This is a genomic window from Salinivibrio sp. EAGSL (assembly GCF_013366455.1).
GTDB classification, from domain to species: domain Bacteria; phylum Pseudomonadota; class Gammaproteobacteria; order Enterobacterales; family Vibrionaceae; genus Salinivibrio; species Salinivibrio costicola.
In genome coordinates, this window is sequence record NZ_JABWMG010000002.1 from 86,084 (window position 1) to 106,772 (window position 20,689).

Consider the following 20,689-nt stretch of genomic DNA (forward strand, 5'->3'; position numbering starts at 1 on the left):
TTGTGTCATACGATTACCCAATCAGTTGCATTTCTTTACCGACTTTGATGAAAGCATCAATCGCGCGGTCCAGTTGCTCACGCGTGTGTGCGGCTGACATTTGAGTGCGAATACGTGCTTGCCCTTTCGGCACCACCGGATAAGAGAAGCCCACTACATAGACGCCTTCTTGCATCATACGTTCGGCAAACTCACTCGCGACTTTGGCATCTCCCAGCATCACCGGAATAATGGCATGATCCGCGCCTGCTAGCGTGAAACCTGCCTCAGTCATACGAGCTCGGAAATGTGCGCTGTTATCCCATAGCTGTGCGCGCAAATGGTCACTTTCCGCCAGCATATCGAGCACGCGAATAGAGGCCGACACAATCGCCGGTGCCAGTGAATTCGAGAACAGATAAGGGCGTGAACGTTGACGCAACCAATCGATCACTTCTTTTTTACCCGATGTATAGCCACCCGAGGCTCCCCCCATGGCTTTACCCAAGGTCCCAGTGATGATATCAACGCGGTCCATGACTTGGTGGTATTCGTGGGTACCACGGCCATGATCGCCCATAAAGCCCACAGCATGGGAGTCATCCACCATCACCAGCGCGCCATACTGCTCAGCCAGATCGCACACCGCGGGCAAGTTAGCGACCACGCCATCCATCGAGAAAACACCGTCGGTGACAATCAAGATATTCGCCACATTGGCTGCTTTCGCGGCTTTAAGTTGGGCTTCCAGCTCGTCCATATCGTTGTTGGCGTAACGGAACCGCTTCGCTTTACACAAGCGCACCCCATCAATGATCGAAGCATGGTTCAACGCATCTGAGACAATGGCATCATCAGGCCCCAGGATAGTTTCAAATAAGCCGGTATTCGCATCAAAGCATGACGAATACAAAATCGTATCTTCCATGCCCAAAAAGTCAGATAGCTTGGCCTCAAGGGTTTTATGGGCGTCTTGCGTGCCACAGATAAAGCGCACTGACGCCATGCCAAAGCCGTGCTCATCCATCCCTGCTTTGGCAGCCTCAACCAAAGCAGGATGATTGGCTAACCCTAGATAGTTATTCGCGCAGAAATTGAGCACTTGTTGCTCATGATTAACGGCCACACTGGCCGATTGCGGGGAAGTAATAAGGCGTTCACTTTTGTACAAGCCATCAGCTTTTACTTGCTCAAGCTGATGACGCATTTGCTGATAGAAGGCAGCCGTCATCGCAATCTCCATGCTGGTGATGATTACTTTTGGAAGGCCGCCGCACAGTTTCTGTACGGCGAATGATTGGCTGCTATCATGGCACGTTCATTAGGGTTGTGCCAATAACCCGCACGAGACAGTGATTCATATCGTGTATTCCGCCTTAGGCTGGCGGAATATCGCGCAAAACACAATAAACGACGTTGGACCGGTTAGTTTAAGGTATCCAGTGCGCGTATATCTTGGCGAACCAATTGCTGCTGATAGTGGTCCATTAATGCAGCGATAGCGGTTTGCCCTTGCGAGGAAGTCAGCGGATGTAGCAACGCCAACATCTGTAAAACGCCTTTGTAGATCACACCGGCATGAATATGTGTTTGTGGCGCTTGCGCACTTTGGTAGAAAATCCAGCTTGACGCGACCTGCTTCAAGGTTTCGCCCACGGCAGCCAACCCACTCTCACTCAGATTCAACCACCCCGCATGGCTGTAATGCTGCAAAATAGTCATCAGGTTGGTTTGAAGCTGTTGTTGTGCATCGAGGTACTTATGCTGTAGCGCTTCATCGCGACGCAGAATATCGGGCAGATTGGCGTAAAAAAAGCGGTAGCGCCACATCAAACTGAACGTTGCATCGAGATAATGTTGCAACAGCGCTTGGGTATCTTCTTGAGGCTGACTAGGATCAAAAGCAAGGGCGAGATCTTGCGCGTATTGATCAAAAATGCTGTGTATAATCGCCTCTTTATTACGAAAGTGGTAATAAAGGTTTCCCGGGCTTATCCCAAGATCAGCCGCAATATGATTCGTGGTAATATTTGGCTCACCGTGTTGATTGAATAAAGCCAGTGCAGCATGGATAATTCGGTCTTGGGTTTTCATGTATGGTTCAGTCCTCTGCCCGGTTGATGCGTAACCATACTATCACAGTCAACAATAATGGCGACGGCGTCTGTCGCCTGCAACGATGAATTAGGTAACGATATGATTTTTGTGACTGGTGGTGCCGGCATGATCGGTAGCAACTTAGTAAAAGCACTTAACGAGCAAGGCTATCGTGACATCGTTGTCGTCGATAACCTTAAAGACGGCACCAAATTCGTTAACCTGGTTGATTTGGATATTGCTGATTACATGGATAAGGAAGACTTTCTTACCCAAATCATGGCCGGTGAGAACTTCGGGCCTATCGAAGCGATTTTCCACCAAGGTGCTTGCTCAGCGACCACCGAGTGGGACGGCAAGTACATGATGCTCAATAACTATGAATATTCTAAAGAGCTATTGCATTACTGCATTGACCGTGACATTCCGTTTTTATACGCCTCGTCAGCGGCTACTTATGGCGGCCGCGACAGAGACTTCATTGAAGCGCCAGAGTATGAAGGCGCGCTGAATGTTTACGGCTACTCGAAGCAGCAGTTTGATAATTATGTCCGTCGCGTGCAAGACGATGCCAAGGCTCACGGTGAAACACTGCCACCGATCACCGGTTTTCGTTACTTCAACGTTTACGGCCCTCGTGAGCAGCACAAAGGCAGCATGGCGTCCGTTGCTTACCACCTGAACCAGCAAATCTTAAACGGTGAAAACCCGAAGCTGTTTGAAGGCAGTGACACCTTTAAGCGTGATTTCGTCTATGTTGGCGACGTGTGTCAAATGAATATCTGGTTCTGGCAGCAACAAATCTCCGGCATTTTTAACTGTGGTACTGGCCGTGCCGAACCGTTTAGCGCCGTCGCCAACGCCGTCATCGCGTTTCACGGTCAAGGGAAAATTGAAGAGGTGCCGTTCCCCGATCACTTAAAAGGCCGCTATCAAGCTTACACGCAGGCCGATTTGACCAAGGTTCGTGAAGCCGGATATACCGCTTCCTTTAAGACTGTGGCTGAAGGTGTTGCCGCCTATCTGGCTGAAATCAATCGCTAATATAATGATGTTTACGCCAAGCCGTGACGCTTGGCGTATGAGAAAATCGAATAATGACAAAACAGCGACCCGATTACGATCCAAATGCCTATAACCCCGAATTTTCGCGTGCCTTCCTCGCACCGAAATATTGGGGCACCTGGCTGATGTTATTGGCTGCCTTGCCAATCTGTTTGTTGGTGCCTGCGCGAGCAAAGTATCGCTTTGCCCAATGGGTGGCACGCAAACTGGTGAAAAAGAAAAAAGGCACGATTTTGAATGCATGGCTCAACCTTGAAGCCTGCTTTCCAGAGCAATCAAAGCAAGCACGCGAAGCGATCTTGGTCGAGACGCTAACAACCGCAGGAGCGTTTTTACTCAGTTTTCCACTGATTACGTTACGTGGTCGTCAGTGGTTTCAACAGCACTGTGATGTCATTGGCATGGAGCATATTACCCGCCACACCGATCATGGTGAGCCGGTGATCTTGCTTGTCCCCCATACCTGGGCGATTGATGCGGCGGCGATTTTATTTGCCTCACAGGGCTTACCTGTCGCTGCCTTCTCAAAACGACAAAAAAACGGTCTCCTCGACTGGCTGATGCACCGCCAACGAGTACAATATGGTGGTAACTGCTACGAACGAGAAGCAGGGATTAAACCTTTTATTCGTGCGGTTAAACGAGGCTTCTTGGGCTATTACCTGCCCGATGAAGATATGCGTGATGAGAGCAGTGAGTTTGTTCCTTTTTTCTCAACAACCAAGGCGACATTGCCAAGTCTCGGCAAGTTGAGCAAAGTCACGCGTTCGCATATCGTGCCTGTGCTATCTGGCTTTGATGCCAAAACCGGCCGGTTTGTCATTACCATCCATCCAGCATTTAGCGAGTTTCCAACCGGTGATAGCAAAACGGACGCCCACATGATGAACCAACACATCGAAACCATGCTCGAGGGTCAATACGATCAATACATGTGGATCCTACAGCTGCTCCGCACACGCGAAGACGGCCGCAATATCTACCAAGAGGCAAAAAGGAAACGGGCATCATGACACGAGTACTCGTCATTGGCCCGTCTTGGGTCGGCGATATGGTGATGTCGCAATCACTGTATAAAGCCATCAAACAACAACACCCTGACGCCACCATTGACGTGATGGCGCCTGGATGGTGCGCCCCTATTTTGGCGCGTATGCCAGAAGTTAATCGCAGTATCGACATGCCATTGGGCCATGGAGAATTTGCACTCGGTAAGCGCTACCAATTAGGTAAACGCTTAGCAAAACATGGCTATGACCATGCCTATGTATTGCCTAATTCCGCCAAATCGGCGCTGATCCCTTGGTTTGCTGGGATCCCAACACGTACCGGTTGGAAAGGTGAAATGCGTTATGGTTTGCTCAACGACCTGCGTCCCAATAAAAAAGCGTTTCAATATATGGTTGAGCGCTATGTTGCCCTGGCACACCCACGCGCCACGATGCAAAGTTCGGTCTCACTCGGCGGCCTTGAAGGCCTACCAAAACCTGAATTAACCATTGATCCTGACGCACAAGCGGCTGTGATCACTAAGCTAGGCTTAAACCAAGATAGACCCATCGTGGGTCTTTGCCCGGGTGCCGAGTTCGGCCCAGCCAAAAAGTGGCCTGAGCAACACTATGCCGAGGTCGCTCGCCAGATGCATGCTAAGGGGTTTCAAGTTTGGCTGTTTGGCTCAGCCAAAGATATCGACACCTGTGAAAAAATTGCCGCCCTTGCCGACAACGCACCGAATATTCATGTGTTAGCGGGTAAAACCAATTTAATTGAGGCTGTTGATCTATTAGGCGCTTGCCAAACCGTCGTCAGTAATGACTCCGGCTTGATGCACATCGCCGCGGCGGTCAACTGCCAGGTCATTGCCATTTATGGCTCAACGTCCCCCGATTACACGCCGCCTTTAACCAGTAAGGTCGACATTGTGCATACAGATATTGAATGTCGCCCCTGCTTTCAACGCGAATGTCCACTTGGGCATTTGAAGTGTTTAAAGGATTTGGACCCTAGCCGCGTTATTTCTTTAATAAAAATGGATAAAGCGTCATGAGTGAAGGGAATACAACCGTTGCCGTTGCACTTATCGTTAAAAACGAAGCGCATAACATTGATCTATGTTTGCAGTCTGTATGCAATTGGGTGGATGAAATCGTTGTACTGGACGCGGGAAGCTCAGATAACACAACTGAAATAGCTAAACAGTATACGGATAAAGTCTACGTAGCTTCAGACTGGCGGGGGTTTGGAAAACAACGCCAGCGCGCTCAATCATATGTAGAAAGTGACTTTGTGTTTTGGCTAGACGCAGATGAAAGAGTCACACCTGAATTAAAGAAAAACATCTTAGGCGTTATCAATGACCACCAACCTAACTGTGTTTATTACATAAATAGGCTTTCTAACGCCTTTGGGAAAGAAATCAAGCACTCTGGTTGGCACCCAGATTGGATTTGCCGACTTTATAAAACATCAGAAACTCATTATTCTGACTCTCTCGTGCATGAACATGTTGTTGTTCCTAATACACATAAGAAAATTTATTTAAATGGTGTTCTACTGCATAACACGTTTAATTACCTCTATGAATATACCGCTAAAACCAACCAATATATAAAATTATGGAGCGATCAGCGCGAGGGCAAGAAGAGCTCAAGTGTCTCCAAAGCTTTAGGGCATGCTCTTTTTAGATTTATTAAGATGTATTTCTTGAAAAAAGGATTTTTAGATGGTCGACATGGCTTTATCCTCGCACTTCTCAGCGCCAACGTCGTTTTTACGCGTTATGCCGACTTATGGCTAAGAGACTATGTCAAAAAACAACGTTAAGATGCACATTTGCCACGTTAATCTCGCTTCTGGTTTTAGCGGCGGTGAGCGACAAACGCTCACACTGATTAAACAACAGCTCGCAATGGGTTATCGACTCACCGTAGTGGTAAACCCCAAAAGCCCGCTCGCTGATAAAATTCGCGCGTTAGAACAATGCCAATTAGTGCTTTGTCCGCACTATACTCGACGACATGAGCGCTCAATCACCGCAACATGTGATCTGGTCCATGTCCACGAAGGCCGAGCGATTTATTGGGCATTGCTCCAGCGCTTATTACATAATGTGCCTTATATCGTGACACGCCGCATTGATAACCCTTTAAAGAAAAAGTGGTTATCTCAACTTGCATACCGCAAAGCGAGTGCCCTGGTCGGTTTGAGTTCGGAGATTATCCATCAACTAGAAAAACATTACCCTGATGCCAAGTTAGTCAAAATTCCTAGCTCTCCTGTCACCTACCCTGTATCGCAAGATAAGGTTGAGAAAATCAAAGCGCAATTTCATAGGAAGTTCTTAGTGATTCATGCCGCCAATATGTATGCGCATAAAGGCTTTAATGTCACGATAGAAGCGGCACGGTTACTTGCTAACACATCGCCCAACATCCAGTTTTGTTTGCTTGGTGATGGTAAAGAGCGTGAAGCGTTAGCGCTTCAAGCGAAAGGACTCAGCAACGTTCACTTTGCTGGCAAACAAACGAATATGGGCGATTGGTTCGCAGCGGCCGATTTACTCGTCCATCCTTCCTATTCAGAAGGCTTAGGTTCGGTCATTTTAGAAGCAATGGCAGCCGGGCTCCCTGTTGTTGCAACGCGTGCTGGCGGGATTCCTGATATCATCACACATAGTATATCTGGACGGCTTATCGAGGTGGGAGAGGCTGATCAACTAGCGAGTTCTATCACAGATATAGCCAATGATACGACTCTTAGAAACCGCCTTATTGTCGGTAGTCTCGAACAAGCTAAAGCCTGTGATATCAATCAAACCGTCCTAACCTATCAATCCCTATACCAAACGATAAAAGACGGGTCCAAGATTGTATGACGAGTGTCTGATAAATCTTAGAGACTGGAGCTCGGTTGGAGAGAATGCCACTATTTATCGCACCCAAACGTCCATAGGAGTTTCCCTGTGCGCTGGTTATACACATTATTACTCACACTTGCTGCCCCTTTTTTGCTTGTCGGGCTTTATCGTAAACGGCCCGGTAAGCCGGCGGTGGGGGAGCGCTGGCAAGAGCACTTTGGTCGTACACCCAACATTGAGGGGGCGCCGATTTGGTTGCATGCGGTTTCCGTAGGGGAAGTCCTCGCCGCCAAGCCGGTGATCAGTGCACTGCAACAAGCTTATCCCGATGTTCCTATCCTCATCACCACCACTACAGCCACTGGGGCCGAGCAGGCAATGCGCATCAAAGGTGTGAACCATCGCTATATGCCGGTTGATTTTCCGTTTGCGATTCGTGGTTTTTTACGTGCAGTCTCTCCACGGCTATGCGTGATCATGGAGACCGAGCTTTGGCCCAATACTTTGCATCATGTCGGTCGTGCCGGTGTTCCCATTACGATCATTAATGCGAGGCTTTCTGAAAAGGCATGCCACCATTATCAAAAAATTGCGCCGCTCTTTCGTGCCATGAGTCAGCATATCGATCTCATACTGTGTCAGCATACCACTGATAAAGCACGTTTTGCCGCACTGGGGGTCCCCGCAGAAAAACTAAGCGCAGTTGGGTCGGTGAAGTTTGATATCAAGGCGGTAAATCCTGATTTAGGCGCTGCGCTTCGTGACGCTCGCGGTGAACGCCCTTGCTGGATAGCGGCCAGCACCCATGCAGGCGAAGATGCCATCATGTTAGCCGCCCACAGTATTTTGCTACGTGATTATCCGGATGCTTTATTGATTATGGTCCCTCGCCACCCTGAGCGCTTTGATGATGTCTCGCAACAAGTCGCGGCTCAGGGCCTCAGTATACAAAGACATACTCAGGGCGAGACGCTTGCCACGAGTACGCAAGTGTACCTTGGCGATACCATGGGTGAGATGATGATGTACCTCGCCAGTGCAGATGTGGTTGTCATGGCAGGGAGTTTTTTAGGCGCCAAAGTTGGCGGTCATAATCTGTTAGAGCCCGCTGCGCTCAGCAAACCCTTATTAACCGGACCCAGTTACTATAACTTCCAAGTCATTGGTGATGCTTTAATAGACGCAGGCGCACTGCAAGTATGTAACGATAGCCAAGATCTCGCGGCAAAGATTGGCGCTTTCTTTAATGCACCGCCACTGGCAGCGCAAGCAGGAAAAGCCGGTTTAGCGGTGGTCGAAGAAAACCGTGGCGCCGTTGAGCGAACCTTACAAGCACTCACCCCTTGGCTTCGACACTCGCACTGAGTGGCGACTACTTTCGAATATGATTGTAACCTTTTAAGACCGCAGCCCAATCCTCGGGCTGCCAGCGGATTTGGCGCTTCTCTTTTTCTTTTTTAAAAGAGCGATGCAAGCGTGCTAAGTTGTCTTCTTTCCATTGCTCACCTTCACGCTGTTGGCACTTATCAAAATCAATCAGCCACAGTTTGCCTTTTCTATCACGAAGAATATTATGGATATTCAGATCAGAATGGCACACGCCGGCATCATGTAAACGACGCACCAAGCGGCCAATGGCGTGATAATCGTGAGCTAGCAAGCTGTTTTCGCTTAATATCGCCACCAAGTCACGGGCTCCTGGGACTTTTTCTACCAAGATATCGGCACGATAGGTACGGCCTGTCTTTACCGCACGAGCAGCGACGGGGCGCGGTACAGGGATCTTTTTCTCGCGCAAATAAGCCAATAAGCGCAACTCCGCACCGCAGCGCGTTTCCTCCCAGCCCGTAAACCAGTATTGGTCTTTCACCAATTTGCCGAACAGGCCGCCGCGATAATAATGCCGCAGTGCCATCTCCATTTTCGGGCCACGGACAAAAAAGGTTATCCCTCGCCCTTTGGCCGAGCCGGTGACGGCAGCCTGTTGGTGCCAAAAATGAATATCAAAATACTGGCGCGGCTCCCCGACCACCAAGGTAGGATCGTACCAGATGCACTCGTTTTCGCGTTGCTCGACTTCTATACTCACGGTTTTTCCTGTTTACGCACTGACGCTGGCGCACATCAGTGTACCTTGCTCGCGGTTAGAATCACAGGCAAGGGCACGCAAGAGAGTCAGAACAATGCGCGCAGAACAAGGATTTGATAACCTCTTCCCAATACACGTTTTTAAGGATAAGCCAGTGACACAAAAACAACATACCCGCGTGATTTACCCGGGCACATTTGATCCGATCACCAACGGTCACTTGGATCTGATTGAGCGCGCGGCACGAATGTTTGACGATGTGATTGTGGGCATTGCCGCCAGTCCAAGCAAACAACCGCTTTTTGATCTGAATGAACGCGTCGCCCTGACGCAAACGGTCACCGCGCACTTATCCAATGTCTCCGTGGTTGGGTTCTCAGGATTACTGGTCAACTTTGCCAAACAGTACCAAGCCAACATTTTGGTCCGTGGTTTGCGTGCCGTATCAGACTTTGAGTATGAGTTTCAGTTGGCCAACATGAACCGGCGTTTAATGCCCGAGCTAGAGAGTGTCTTTTTAACCCCGTCGGAGGAACACTCTTTTATCTCTTCCACACTCGTCAAAGAAGTGGCTTTGCACGGGGGAGACACGCGAGAATTTGTGCACCACGAGGTACTCAACGCTCTGAAAGACAAGCTGCAGGCAACGCCTTCATCCTAAAGGCTGGCATTGCGGGCAAAATACCGTTGCCCGCTGTCCAATGACGATACGCTCAAGCACAACGTCACAAGCCGGACAAGGCTGACCGGATTTACCATAAACACGCAGCGCTTGGGCGAAATAACCGGCTTTACCATCCACTTGCGTAAAATCTTTAAGCGTGGTTCCTCCTTGAGTGATGGCGGCTGCGAGAACGGTTTTAATTTCGTTCACCAAGCACGCCGCCTCAGTCGCCGTGAGACTGCCCGCGGGTCGCTTAGGATGAATCCCCGCACAAAATAACGATTCGTTGGCGTAAATATTCCCCACCCCAACCACTACCGCGTTATCCATAATAAAGCTCTTCATCGCCATTTTTTTCCCTGTTGCTTTGGCTAACAGGTAGTCAGGGTCGAAGGCATCGGTTAATGGCTCGGGGCCCAATTTACCCAAAACGGTATGGGGCGTCTCACCGTCTTGCCACAGCCAGGCGCCAAAGCGGCGTGGATCATGATAACGCAGTAAGCGCCCATTACTGAGTGTCACATCGACATGATCGTGCTTCTCGGGCGCCAGTGACGTCGGTAGCACCCGCAAACTGCCTGACATCCCCAAATGGATAATCGCCGCCCCGACATCAGTTTCTAACAACAGATACTTGGCCCGACGGGTAACTCGGCGGATCACCTGCCCTTTAAGTTGTTGTAGCGCATCGGGAATGGGCCAACGTAACTTTGGCTGACGAATGGTAATATCGGTCACCGTTTGCCCTTCGACATACGGTATGATGCCTAAACGGCTTACTTCTACTTCCGGTAATTCTGGCATAGAGATGGCTCTGGATTATCACGATTTAGTTAGCGGGAAAAGATACCGACGATCAACAGACACCGCCAGCCATTGCCCCTGCTCATTTTGCATCAACCAAAATTGGGGCTGCTGATAATAAGTAATACGGATCGGCTCTTTGTCTGGACTCCGGGTCAACTCGAGCGTACGGGGAGCGGTAAGTTGTGGGCGCAGTGACTGTAAGGTTGCTTCATCAACTTGGGTGCCTGCCAACCCTAGCCACCGCTGAGCCAGCTCGGTTGGGCTGATCACTAACGGCTTATCCGTTTGCCAGCCATCCAAGGTACGGGTGAGCGTTAAATGCGCAAAGCGCAGTGATAACACCTCACTGCGTGAGTCCACAAGCGCAATGACGCCTTCAGGCATGGCATTTAATTGGCGCTGATGACGTAAATAATCGGGCAATAGCATTAAGCCAAAAAAATCACGACTGAAAAAATCAGGATGTTGTTCCACGTCTGCCGTTTTAGCTTCATGTTTTCTCACCCAAGGCCGCTGTACGTATTTATCGCAGTATATACCCAAACACTGACGGATTTTAGTTATAAAAAAACCCAGCCGAAGCTGGGTCTTTTATCAAAGCATCGATCAAATTACTTGATTTTGGCTTCTTTATACATAACGTGCTTGCGAACTACAGGATCAAATTTCTTGATCTCGAATTTGCTAGGCATGTTACGTTTGTTCTTGTCTGTGGTGTAGAAGTGACCAGTACCCGCTGAGGATACTAGACGAATCTTCTCACGAACGCCGCTTTTAGCCATTCTCTAATTCCTCTTATACTTTCTCACCGCGGGCACGCATATCTGTCAATACAGACTCGATGCCTTTTTTGTCGATGATGCGCATACCTTTAGTGGATAGGCGCAGTTTAACGAAGCGTTTTTCGCCTTCTACCCAGAAACGATGAGTTTGCAGGTTCGGCAGAAAACGACGCTTGGTGGCGTTCTTAGCGTGAGAGCGGTTGTTACCAACTACAGGACGCTTGCCAGTTACTTGGCATACTCGTGACATGAAAGTCTCTCCAAAATCGTTTCGGCTCGATATCAACCTTGTCCGCCAGTCCTGCAACGTTAAGGTCAGGTCGAAGGTCAAGGCTATCAAAGGTGGCGCATTATACTAACTGAATTCACATTGCTCAAGTCCCGAGCAGATCCTTTTATGCGCTTTTTGATCGTTTTTTTCGCCAAAGGCGATCCTTAGGAGGATAACAACCAACCTCGTTCAGCGAACGATACCACATCTCCGTCCCCGACCACCAGATGATCTAACACGCGTACATCCACTAATGACAAGGCATTGGCGATTTTATCAGTGATATGTCGGTCCGCTTGGCTCGGTTCAGCGACCCCAGAAGGATGATTATGTGCCAAAATTAACGCAGCGGCATGAAGCTCTAATGCACGGCGAACAATTTCTCGCGGATAAACACTGGCGGCATTGTGGGTCCCTTCAAATAATTGCTCATCGGCAATCACTCGGTGTTGGTTATCGAGAAATAACACATAGAAGGCTTCACGTGGCCGATCGCGCAGTAACGTCGAGAGGTAACGCCGAGTATGATCGGGGCTGGTCAGGGCATCCGTTTTACTTAACGTCTCTTTTAAATAACGACGGCTGAGCTCCAGTACCGCTTGCAGTTGCGCGTATTTCGCACTGCCTAACCCCTTACGCTGACAAAACGCCGTTTGATCGGCTCCCATCAGCGCGCGCAACGAACCAAAGTCCGTTAATAGATGATCAGCCAGCGCAACCGCACTCATCCCTGTGACACCGGTGCGTAAAAATATCGCCAGTAACTCAGCATCCGATAAACTGTCCGCCCCACGTGCTAATAGACGCTCCCTTGGACGACAATCCAAGGGCAAAGTTTTTAAGCTCATTATTATCCCTCTTTGATTTTGTCGCCAGTTAAGACACGCGAGGGATCTCGCACAATCCTTTTCGAGCGGAACTGCGGCTCGCTCGCGATTTTCCCTTGATAAGCACTCAAGGGTTTCAACCGCTCAGTGCTTAGATCGCATTCTACTTGGCTCACATCCCACGCGCTTTCCTTTGCGCTACCACACTTTTTGCACGGCGGATTATGGTATGGTTTCGCCATTCAAGCACAAACACACAGAGCATTATGGCCAATTCTTCAACACAGCCAGCCCAAACGCTGGCAGGTAAACGTATTCTGCTTGGCATGGGCGGTGGAATTGCCGCCTATAAGTGTGCCGATTTGACCCGTCGCCTGATCGAGCGTGGTGCCACTGTCAAAGTGGTAATGACACGCGCCGCTAAAGAATTTATCACACCGTTAACCCTGCAAGCGGTCTCAGGCCATCCGGTATCTGATAGCTTGCTCGATCCAGCTGCTGAGGCCTCAATGGGGCATATCGAGTTAGCGAAATGGGCTGATTTAGTATTGATTGCCCCCGCTACCGCCGATTTAATTGCCCGTATTCACGCTGGGATGGGGAATGATTTGCTCACCACGGTGTGCTTGGCCACCGATGCACCGATTGCGATTGCCCCGGCGATGAATCAGCAAATGTATCGCGCTCACGCTACCCAAGCGAATATACAGGCCCTACGCACGCGCGGTTGCCTTATTTGGGGTCCGGACAGCGGTGCCCAAGCCTGTGGCGATGTGGGGCCAGGCCGTATGCTTGAGCCACTGGCCTTAGTGGCAGAGTGTGAACACTGGGCCGGCCCAAAACCGCTCACCAATAAACGGGTAATGATTACCGCCGGGCCAACCCGAGAAGCCCTGGATCCGGTTCGCTATTTGTCGAATCACAGCTCTGGAAAAATGGGCTATGCTTTGGCCGAGGCCGCCGCCAGTTTGGGTGCCGAAGTGACCTTGATTTCCGGTCCGGTTGCATTAAGCACGCCCACCGGTGTCACGCGCGTGGATGTCACCACAGCCCAACAAATGCATGATGCTGTGCATGCCTCTATCACCGAGCACGATATCTTTATCGGCTGTGCCGCGGTCGCTGACTACCGTCCACAAACGATGGCCGAGCAGAAGATGAAAAAGCAGGCAGATAAAGACACGATGACCGTTACCATGGTGAAAAACCCCGATATTATTGCCTCGGTCGCCAACTTAACCCAGCACCGTCCATTTACGGTCGGTTTTGCCGCCGAAACCCAGGATGTTGCAGCCTACGCACGTGATAAACTCACCCGCAAAAAGCTCGATATGATTTGCGCAAATGATGTGTCTCACGCCGATCAAGGCTTTAACAGTGATCATAATGCCCTGCACCTATTCTGGTCTGACGGTGACAAAGCGCTCCCCCTTGCGGATAAACCGACGTTAGCGCGTAGCGTAATAGCACACATTCACACGCGCTATTTGCAACGATCGATAAAAGAATAAGGGAGAAGCCCAGCACACCGGAGCCCTTAGCTCCGGGTGAAAAACAAGTTCAAAAGCGTGCGCCATGGCCACGCTTTTTGCTTTTAATACAGAGACCTCGTCGCTAAGATAAGAGGAAAGCGTCACACTCGGCGGCACCTCTCCATGATGCCTCCTTTAAACGTCGCCAGTGTGATAGATAAAAAGACAAAGGAATCGCATCCATGGCAGCCCCGAAAAAAAGTAATCGCCGCGAAGAGATCCTCCAAGCGCTCGCGCAGATGCTGGAGTCAACCCAAGGCAGCCAGCGCATCACCACCGCCAAGCTCGCCGAGCAAGTCGGGGTGTCAGAGGCCGCGCTTTATCGTCATTTTCCCAGTAAAGCACGTATGTTTGAGGGCTTGATTGAATTTATCGAAGACTCGCTCTTATCCCGCATCAACCTCATTATTGAAGAAGAAAAGGACACCTTGGTTCGTCTCAAGTTGATTCTGCAATTATTGCTGGTGTTTGGTGAACGTAACCCAGGGCTGACACGCATCATGACAGGCCATGCGCTGATGTTTGAGCAAGACAGGCTACAAGCGCGCATCAACCAGCTTTTCGAGCGCGTTGAAGCACAGCTCAAGCAAGTATTACGTGAGCGTCGCTTGCGCGAAGGAAAGGGCTTTCCTTTAGATGAAGCCGTGCTTGCCAGTCAGCTTATTAGCCAAGTGGAAGGCGGCTTTTGTCGTTACGTACGCTCATCGTTTAAGCAGCTGCCAACCGCGAATTTTGAACAATACTGGCAACTGCTGACCAATCAATTGCAATGAGCGGTGTTGGCTGCAACGCAAATGGGCGCAATGCAATCGGCGTCGTTCAACGAGCGCAATGCAACTGGCTACATCTATAACGCTAGCCAGCTGCATGCACGTTGCTTAAATGCCGTAGTTCGCTTGGTACCCTTTCACCGCGGCTAACTGCGCCGGATCCGCTTGGCTTTGTTCTAAGTAAGCGACTAAATCAGACAAACTAATGATAGAGACGACTTGGCAACCAAAGTCACGCTCCACTTCTTGGATCGCCGATAACTCACCTTGGCCGCGCTCTTGGCGATCAATTGCCACCAAGACACCCGCCAGTTGTGCGCCTTGCGCCTGAATCAGTGTCATGGACTCGCGAATCGCGGTGCCGGCGGTAATCACATCGTCCACTAACATTACTCGACCTGCGAGTGCACTGCCTACCAAGTTGCCACCTTCGCCGTGGTCTTTAGCCTCTTTGCGGTTAAAACAATATGGCGTATCCACATCATGATGCGCCGCGAGCGCCACCGCTGTGGTGGTCGCAATGGGGATCCCTTTATACGCCGGGCCAAACAGCACATCATAATCTATGCCTGCATCCATCAACGCCGCGGCATAAAATTCACCCAGTTTTGCCAAATCGCGCCCGGTATTAAACAACCCCGCATTAAAAAAGTACGGGCTCTTACGCCCCGACTTCAGGGTAAACTCGCCAAACTTCAAAACCTGCCGCTCAAGGGCAAACTCAATAAACTGGCGCTGATAGGCTTTCATGCAGTCCTCTCTTGCTGTCTGTGATTATTATCGGGCGTTCGCGACGCGCGCCCATCTCAGGTTAATAGATAAAAAAATAGCCCCCGAGATGGGAGCCATTGCAATAGGATTATTCGGCCAGGGCCGATTTTTGCGCGACGACAATGTCATCAATGCCCTTACTGGCCAGTGCCAACATGGCATTGAGCTCATCGGGAGTAAACGGCTCAGCTTCTGCCGTGCCTTGCACCTCAATCATGCGGCCATCTTCGAGCATCACCACATTCATGTCGGTATCTGCCGCTGAGTCTTCCACATACTCGAGATCGCAAATCGGCGTTTGTTGATAAATGCCCACCGACACCGCAGCCACGTGGCCACGCATTGGATTCGCAGCAAGCTTGCCGTTACGCACTAACGCATTAAGCGCGTCCGCCAGTGCCACACTCGCCCCCGAAATGGACGCCGTGCGTGTGCCGCCGTCGGCTTGAATTACATCACAGTCAACCGTAATGGTGCGCTCACCCAATGCTTTTAAATCGACCGCGGCGCGCAAACTGCGGCCGATCAAACGTTGGATTTCTACCGTTCGGCCACCCTGCTTACCGTTTGACGCTTCACGACGGTTACGGGTGTGGGTCGCACGTGGCAACATGCCATACTCGGCGGTCACCCAACCTTGGCCTTTGCCTTTGCCTTTCAAAAAGCGTGGCACGCCCTCTTCGATCGTGGCATTACAAATCACCTTGGTATCACCAAAGCATACCAACACAGAGCCTTCTGCGTGGGCCGTAAAACCGCGGGTAAAGCTAACGGGACGAATTTGGTCGAGTGCTCTTCCACTTGGGCGCATGCAAGTTACCTTCATTGACTGAAAAATGTGATGGCGATTATACGTGTTTATCTGCTCGCTTGCGATCCCTGTCCGCCTTGCCGTTCAAGACAGCTGACGCAAGAAGAGCAGATGCGTATACTCTTCATTATTCACTCTTAGCACACAAAAGCAGGTACACATGATCCACAGTATGACCGCCTACGCGCGACAAGAACTCAAGGGCGATTGGGGCAACGCGGTTTGGGAAATCCGCTCCGTCAACCAGCGCTACCTTGAAACCTATATCCGCATGCCTGAGCAGTTACGTAGCCTCGAGCCTGTGGTGCGCGAGCGTTTCCGTAAGCGCCTCGCCCGCGGCAAAGTGGAATGTAACCTGCGTTTTGACACCTCCCAGGCAAGCCAAGACAAACTCACCATCAACGAAGGCTTGGCCAAACAAGTCATTGACGCCGCACAGTGGGTCAAGGATACCGCGGGCGAAGGCAACATTAACCCGTTTCAGGTATTAAACTGGCCGGGCGTGATGGAAGCGCCGGAGCAAGATACCGATGAGTTGCACCGTGTATTACTCGCCGGTTTAGATGAAGGGCTAGAGGCTTTTGTGGCGGCTCGGGCCAGCGAAGGCGACAACATGAAAGTGCTGATTGAGCAGCGATTGGATGCGATTAGCGCTGAAGTGATCAAAGTGCGCGAAAAAATGCCCACCGTGATTGAGTGGCAGCGTGAACGTTTGACCACGCGTTTGGAAGAAGCCAAAGTGGAGCTCGACCCGGCCCGCGTTGAGCAAGAAATGGTGATGCTGGCACAAAAAGTCGATGTGGCCGAAGAGTTAGACCGCCTCGACTCACACGTTTCAGAAGCGCGCAAAATCCTCAAAAAAGGCGGCGCCTGCGGCCGACGCTTGGACTTTATGATGCAAGAGTTCAACCGCGAAGCCAACACCCTGGCCTCCAAATCAATCAGCACCGAAATCACCGCCTCCGGCGTCGAGCTCAAAGTGCTTATCGAACAAATGCGCGAACAGATCCAGAATATTGAGTAATCACTAGCGATTCTCAGCACTGACGTTCAGACAGATAGAGATAGCTCGAGCGCTATACATTAAGCTGCCTCTATCTGCTTACCCTATATTCGCTCAGCCATTATTTGCCCTACATTTGAGGCTCGTGGCGACAAAAGACACGCATCGGTCTCTAGCCTACCGCCAACTTCGCCGCCTGCTGCCACATAAAGTTTGGCATCGGAGTGGCTAGCTCCCACGTAATATCCATCGGCTGAGATCCGGTGTGCGAGATATAATTCACTTCGCCAAAATTCACAAACCCCATGGTACGCCCGAATTCATCCTTCGTTTGCTCACGTACAAACAAAAACAGGCGCTTCCCTATCTTTTGATGTTGAATGTAATCTTTGCCTCGGCCTTTATCAGGGCGCGAGCTGTTTTGCGACTGCCAGTGAAAGCGTGATGCGTTGATCGCATAATCGTGATACATGGTCGTCGGGGAAAATTGCTTTTCATTTTTATCCAAGGTGACAAATAACAGTTCGATGTTTTGATCTTTCAGCGGATAGAGCCCCTCTCGTGCAGGTGGCTGCCGCTCCAACGTGGTAGCGCCAAACCCAACTAGAATTTGCTCACGCGCATATCGAGCATGAAGTCGCAATGGCACATCAGGCAAATCGTCCATCCTTAACTGCTCGTGCTTGGTTTGTGACAGTTTCCAGTTCACCACATCCATTAATTCTGCTTTGATGCCCAGCCGTTTTAACGCGGCAAAGCTTTGCGCAATGGATGAAAAGCCAAGAGCTGGCCCTGTTTGTTGCCAAACATCATAATGGCACATGAGTCGATGCCGTTCGCTACCCGTATCAGGCGCAAAGTCTGTTTGGCAAAGCTGCTTTAAAAACTGTAGATACGCATGATCATCCGTGGTTAAAATCCGCTGAAAAATCGCCTTCTTGATTGTTTTAAGTGCACTTTCATCAACAGAAGAATCATTGACCTGTAGATCTGCTTTGAACACCAGTTCTGACCAACAGCCTCGCTTGTATAGTTCGTTCAAATCAATATGCGGATACAAGGTTAGGAAGTTCGCTAGCGTCAGCGGCAGGTGGGTGTGCTGAGGATATTGCCGAACCATTGCCGCTAAGCGTCTTAGCGTTAGCGACGCTTTGCGAATGTTATCCAAGACCATTTCTAGCGTGCGCTTAGTAAGCTCAATACGACAGCCCAAAGGCGCATGGGGGAAGCCTTGTTCAATCTCATGGTTAATCGCTCGAGCGCTCTTGCCCACCAGCGCCCGAAACTTATTTGCAAAGTCATACTCGGGACGCGAATGACCGACAAAGTCGAGGACGGTGCAGCACTCTTTGCCCTCGGCTAACCGTAAACCGCGGCCTAGCTGCTGAAGGAAAATGGTTAAACTCTCGGTGGGACGCAGAAACAATAAGGTATCGACTTCAGGTATATCGACCCCCTCGTTGAAAATATCAACCACACAAAGCACATTGACCTCACCGGCGCGCAGCGATTGCTGCTTTCGCTGGCGCTCATGCCGATTGTCGCTGGTTAACACATCCGCCTTAAGCCCTTGCAGTGAAAACTGTTGAGCCATGTATTGAGCGTGTTCTTTACTCACACAAAAAGCGAGTGCTTTCATACGGCTAAGATCCGTGATGATCTCGTTCATGCTGAGTAATATCTTATCCACCCGGGCTTGGTTGGAGGTATAGAGGTTAGTCAGCTGTGCAATATCATAGCGGCCACGCTGCCAAGGAATGGTCCGTAGATCGGTATCATCATCAATACCAAAATATTGGAATGGGCAAAGATGACGACGATTAATCGCCTCTGGTAACCGAATCTCAGCCGCAATAACGCCACCAAAATCCGCGAGAATATCGCCGCCATCGTGACGCTCAGGTGTCGCCGTCAGGCCCAGTAGTATTGACGGTGAAAAGTGGTGCAAAACCGCTCGATAACTGCTCGCGGCAATATGATGCACTTCATCAATCACAATGTAGTCATAGTAATCGGCCGTCAATTGAGCGTATCGAGCTGGTTGTTCAATGTTTGAATCGAGACAAACAACTGGCGGTAATGATCTGGCGTGTGACCACCGACCCACAGCTCACCAAAGGAGCTGTTGCGTAATACCCCTCGATAGGCCGCACGCGCTTGCTTAAGGATTTCTTCACGATGGGCCACAAATAAAAAGTTGGCATCAGGGTGTTTTTTCAAAAAACGGGCAAAATCAAACGCAGAGATCAGTGTCTTACCAGTGCCTGTTGCCGCCACCACTAAATTGCGAAAACGTTGATGCGTCTGGCGCTCAACCGTCAGCTGCTCCAAAATCTCCTTCTGGTGAGGGAAAGGAGAGAGGTCGAAGAAAAACGTAGCACCATCTTCTTCGCCACCCCGCTGCTGCCGAAGGGCTTGATTCAGTTTTTCGGTACTTTTTACATCTCCGTCAAATCGTTCAAATTCATTCGAGGCCCAATACGTTTCAAAAGTGCTGAGTGATTTATTGATAATATGGGGGATTTCTTGCGAGGTAATTTTGAGGTTCCACTCCAAGCCATTCGTCAGTGCAGAATGAGAGAGGTTTGACGATCCGATATAACCGGTGTGATAGCCGGTCTCGCGCAGAAACAAATAGCTTTTTGCGTGAAGACGCTCGCGCTCAGTGTTGTAGCTTAACTTCACCTCGGTATTGGGTAGGCTGGCTAAATACTCCACCGCTTTCGCGTCTGTCGCGCCCATGTATGATGTGGTGATGACCTTTAACTCGCGACCACTGCGGGTAAAGGCTTCCAGCTCTTTTCGAAAAATTCTTATCCCCGCCCATTTGATGAATGACACCAACCAATAGATTTTGTCTGCGGATAAAATCTCTCTTTTCAGCTCTGACTCCAATGAAAGACCCGCATTACTGCCACAAAAAAGCTCACTTTGCGTTAAGCCGGTGAGTGGGAAAATATCTTGCACATAGCGCGCTAAATCAGATGCTATCGGGTTTTCAAACTCATAAAGGGCCGTCAGGATTTTCCCCTGACTCGCGAGCAGGTTATCGTCGATAATGTCTTTATCGTGGATCTGGGTTTTCAGCCACAACAAGAATTGGTTGGATAGTGTGATTTGCTGCTCTAGGCGATCGTCACTGGCAGGCACGGCGTCGAGCACATGGTGCAAAACATGCGATAAAAAGCGAGACAACCAAACTGACGCCTCGTTGCTGGTAAGCGTCCGCTCGCCAACATAAAATCTTTCTCGATCAATACGGCTCTTAATAAGCTGCGTTACCAGCTGCTCATAAATTCCGACCTGCTGCATTTTTTCCTTCCAAGCTATGAGCCAGTTTAATCTTACAAACCACAGATTGTAGG

General features: G+C 50.1%; 20 protein-coding genes and 1 pseudogene. 10 read left to right on the plus strand and 11 right to left on the minus strand.

Annotation, left to right across the window (positions count from 1 at the left end; genetic code table 11):
• Window positions 1-13: 13 nt before the first annotated feature.
• Together HLG76_RS01815 and HLG76_RS01820 are read right to left on the minus strand one after the other, a co-directional pair.
• A complete protein-coding gene (locus HLG76_RS01815) occupies window positions 14-1,210 on the minus strand; it encodes a glycine C-acetyltransferase (RefSeq protein ID WP_077461516.1) in 1,197 nt (398 codons plus the stop codon).
• A 194-nt stretch (window positions 1,211-1,404) separates the two neighbouring features.
• Window positions 1,405-2,073 carry a TetR/AcrR family transcriptional regulator gene (locus HLG76_RS01820; RefSeq protein WP_077461515.1) on the minus strand — a complete coding sequence of 223 codons (669 nt, stop codon included), beginning with the start codon at window positions 2,071-2,073 and terminating at the stop codon, window positions 1,405-1,407.
• A 102-nt stretch (window positions 2,074-2,175) separates the two neighbouring features.
• Between HLG76_RS01820 and rfaD the strand changes: the two genes are divergently transcribed.
• The 6 genes from rfaD to waaA all read left to right on the plus strand — a co-directional run bounded on the left by rfaD (window position 2,176) and on the right by waaA (window position 8,362).
• Window positions 2,176-3,120 carry an ADP-glyceromanno-heptose 6-epimerase gene (gene rfaD / locus HLG76_RS01825; RefSeq protein WP_175992969.1) on the plus strand — a complete coding sequence of 315 codons (945 nt, stop codon included), beginning with the start codon at window positions 2,176-2,178 and terminating at the stop codon, window positions 3,118-3,120.
• 53 nt (window positions 3,121-3,173) lie between these two features.
• On the plus strand, window positions 3,174-4,154 hold the full coding sequence (lpxM, locus tag HLG76_RS01830; protein ID WP_175992970.1) for a lauroyl-Kdo(2)-lipid IV(A) myristoyltransferase: 981 nt from the start codon (window positions 3,174-3,176) through the stop codon (window positions 4,152-4,154).
• Window positions 4,151-5,188, plus strand: coding sequence for a lipopolysaccharide heptosyltransferase II (gene waaF, locus HLG76_RS01835; protein WP_077461513.1), 1,038 nt, complete (start codon window positions 4,151-4,153; stop codon window positions 5,186-5,188). Before lpxM ends, waaF begins: the two co-directional genes overlap by 4 nt.
• Window positions 5,185-5,964, plus strand: a complete 780-nt coding sequence (locus tag HLG76_RS01840) for a glycosyltransferase family 2 protein (RefSeq protein ID WP_077461512.1) — start codon at window positions 5,185-5,187, stop codon at window positions 5,962-5,964. The genes waaF and HLG76_RS01840 overlap by 4 nt, the downstream gene beginning before the upstream one ends.
• 1 nt (window position 5,965) lies before the next feature.
• The gene (locus tag HLG76_RS01845) at window positions 5,966-7,015 is read left to right on the plus strand and encodes a glycosyltransferase family 4 protein (protein ID WP_175993005.1); all 1,050 of its coding nucleotides are present in this window, start codon (window positions 5,966-5,968) and stop codon (window positions 7,013-7,015) included.
• A gap of 87 nt (window positions 7,016-7,102) precedes the next feature.
• Window positions 7,103-8,362 (plus strand): lipid IV(A) 3-deoxy-D-manno-octulosonic acid transferase, encoded by a 1,260-nt coding sequence (waaA, locus tag HLG76_RS01850; protein WP_175992971.1) that lies wholly within the window; start codon window positions 7,103-7,105, stop codon window positions 8,360-8,362.
• A 7-nt stretch (window positions 8,363-8,369) separates the two neighbouring features.
• On the opposite strand, the gene HLG76_RS01855 is transcribed toward waaA, so the two are convergent.
• Entirely contained in the window at window positions 8,370-9,080 is a 711-nt protein-coding gene (locus HLG76_RS01855; protein ID WP_077676576.1) for a 3-deoxy-D-manno-octulosonic acid kinase, read from the minus strand.
• Window positions 9,081-9,240: 160 nt separating this feature from the next.
• On the opposite strand from HLG76_RS01855, the gene coaD reads away from it, so the two are divergent.
• Window positions 9,241-9,747, plus strand: a complete 507-nt coding sequence (gene coaD / locus HLG76_RS01860; RefSeq protein ID WP_025744211.1) for a pantetheine-phosphate adenylyltransferase — start codon at window positions 9,241-9,243, stop codon at window positions 9,745-9,747.
• Here coaD and mutM read toward each other — a convergent pair.
• The 5 genes from mutM to radC all read right to left on the minus strand — a co-directional run bounded on the left by mutM (window position 9,739) and on the right by radC (window position 12,458).
• Window positions 9,739-10,554, minus strand: coding sequence for a bifunctional DNA-formamidopyrimidine glycosylase/DNA-(apurinic or apyrimidinic site) lyase (gene mutM / locus HLG76_RS01865; protein ID WP_077676532.1), 816 nt, complete (start codon window positions 10,552-10,554; stop codon window positions 9,739-9,741). The two genes, coaD and mutM, sit on opposite strands and share 9 nt — an antisense overlap.
• A gap of 18 nt (window positions 10,555-10,572) precedes the next feature.
• The gene (locus HLG76_RS01870) at window positions 10,573-11,061 is read right to left on the minus strand and encodes a hypothetical protein (protein ID WP_254877599.1); all 489 of its coding nucleotides are present in this window, start codon (window positions 11,059-11,061) and stop codon (window positions 10,573-10,575) included.
• 107 nt (window positions 11,062-11,168) lie between these two features.
• Window positions 11,169-11,339, minus strand: coding sequence for a 50S ribosomal protein L33 (rpmG, locus tag HLG76_RS01875; protein ID WP_025673846.1), 171 nt, complete (start codon window positions 11,337-11,339; stop codon window positions 11,169-11,171).
• A 13-nt stretch (window positions 11,340-11,352) separates the two neighbouring features.
• Window positions 11,353-11,589: a 50S ribosomal protein L28 gene (rpmB, locus tag HLG76_RS01880; RefSeq protein ID WP_025673845.1), complete on the minus strand. Its 237-nt coding sequence runs from the start codon at window positions 11,587-11,589 to the stop codon at window positions 11,353-11,355.
• A 185-nt stretch (window positions 11,590-11,774) separates the two neighbouring features.
• A complete protein-coding gene (gene radC / locus HLG76_RS01885) occupies window positions 11,775-12,458 on the minus strand; it encodes a DNA repair protein RadC (protein ID WP_077461507.1) in 684 nt (227 codons plus the stop codon).
• 245 nt (window positions 12,459-12,703) lie between these two features.
• Between radC and coaBC the strand changes: the two genes are divergently transcribed.
• Together coaBC and slmA are read left to right on the plus strand one after the other, a co-directional pair.
• Window positions 12,704-13,948: a bifunctional phosphopantothenoylcysteine decarboxylase/phosphopantothenate--cysteine ligase CoaBC gene (gene coaBC / locus HLG76_RS01890; RefSeq protein WP_175992972.1), complete on the plus strand. Its 1,245-nt coding sequence runs from the start codon at window positions 12,704-12,706 to the stop codon at window positions 13,946-13,948.
• Window positions 13,949-14,151: 203 nt separating this feature from the next.
• Entirely contained in the window at window positions 14,152-14,742 is a 591-nt protein-coding gene (gene slmA, locus HLG76_RS01895; RefSeq protein ID WP_025744387.1) for a nucleoid occlusion factor SlmA, read from the plus strand.
• 105 nt (window positions 14,743-14,847) lie between these two features.
• Here slmA and pyrE read toward each other — a convergent pair whose 3' ends face one another.
• Both pyrE and rph read right to left on the minus strand, forming a co-directional pair.
• Window positions 14,848-15,489 (minus strand): orotate phosphoribosyltransferase, encoded by a 642-nt coding sequence (gene pyrE, locus HLG76_RS01900; protein ID WP_077461505.1) that lies wholly within the window; start codon window positions 15,487-15,489, stop codon window positions 14,848-14,850.
• 109 nt (window positions 15,490-15,598) lie between these two features.
• On the minus strand, window positions 15,599-16,321 hold the full coding sequence (gene rph / locus HLG76_RS01905; protein ID WP_175992973.1) for a ribonuclease PH: 723 nt from the start codon (window positions 16,319-16,321) through the stop codon (window positions 15,599-15,601).
• A gap of 160 nt (window positions 16,322-16,481) precedes the next feature.
• On the opposite strand from rph, the gene HLG76_RS01910 reads away from it, so the two are divergent.
• Complete coding sequence (locus tag HLG76_RS01910; RefSeq protein ID WP_077461504.1) at window positions 16,482-17,345, plus strand: YicC/YloC family endoribonuclease; 864 nt, start codon at window positions 16,482-16,484, stop codon at window positions 17,343-17,345.
• 151 nt (window positions 17,346-17,496) lie between these two features.
• Here HLG76_RS01910 and HLG76_RS15085 read toward each other — a convergent pair.
• Window positions 17,497-20,636: pseudogene (locus HLG76_RS15085) on the minus strand (DUF3427 domain-containing protein).
• Window positions 20,637-20,689 lie beyond the last annotated feature (53 nt).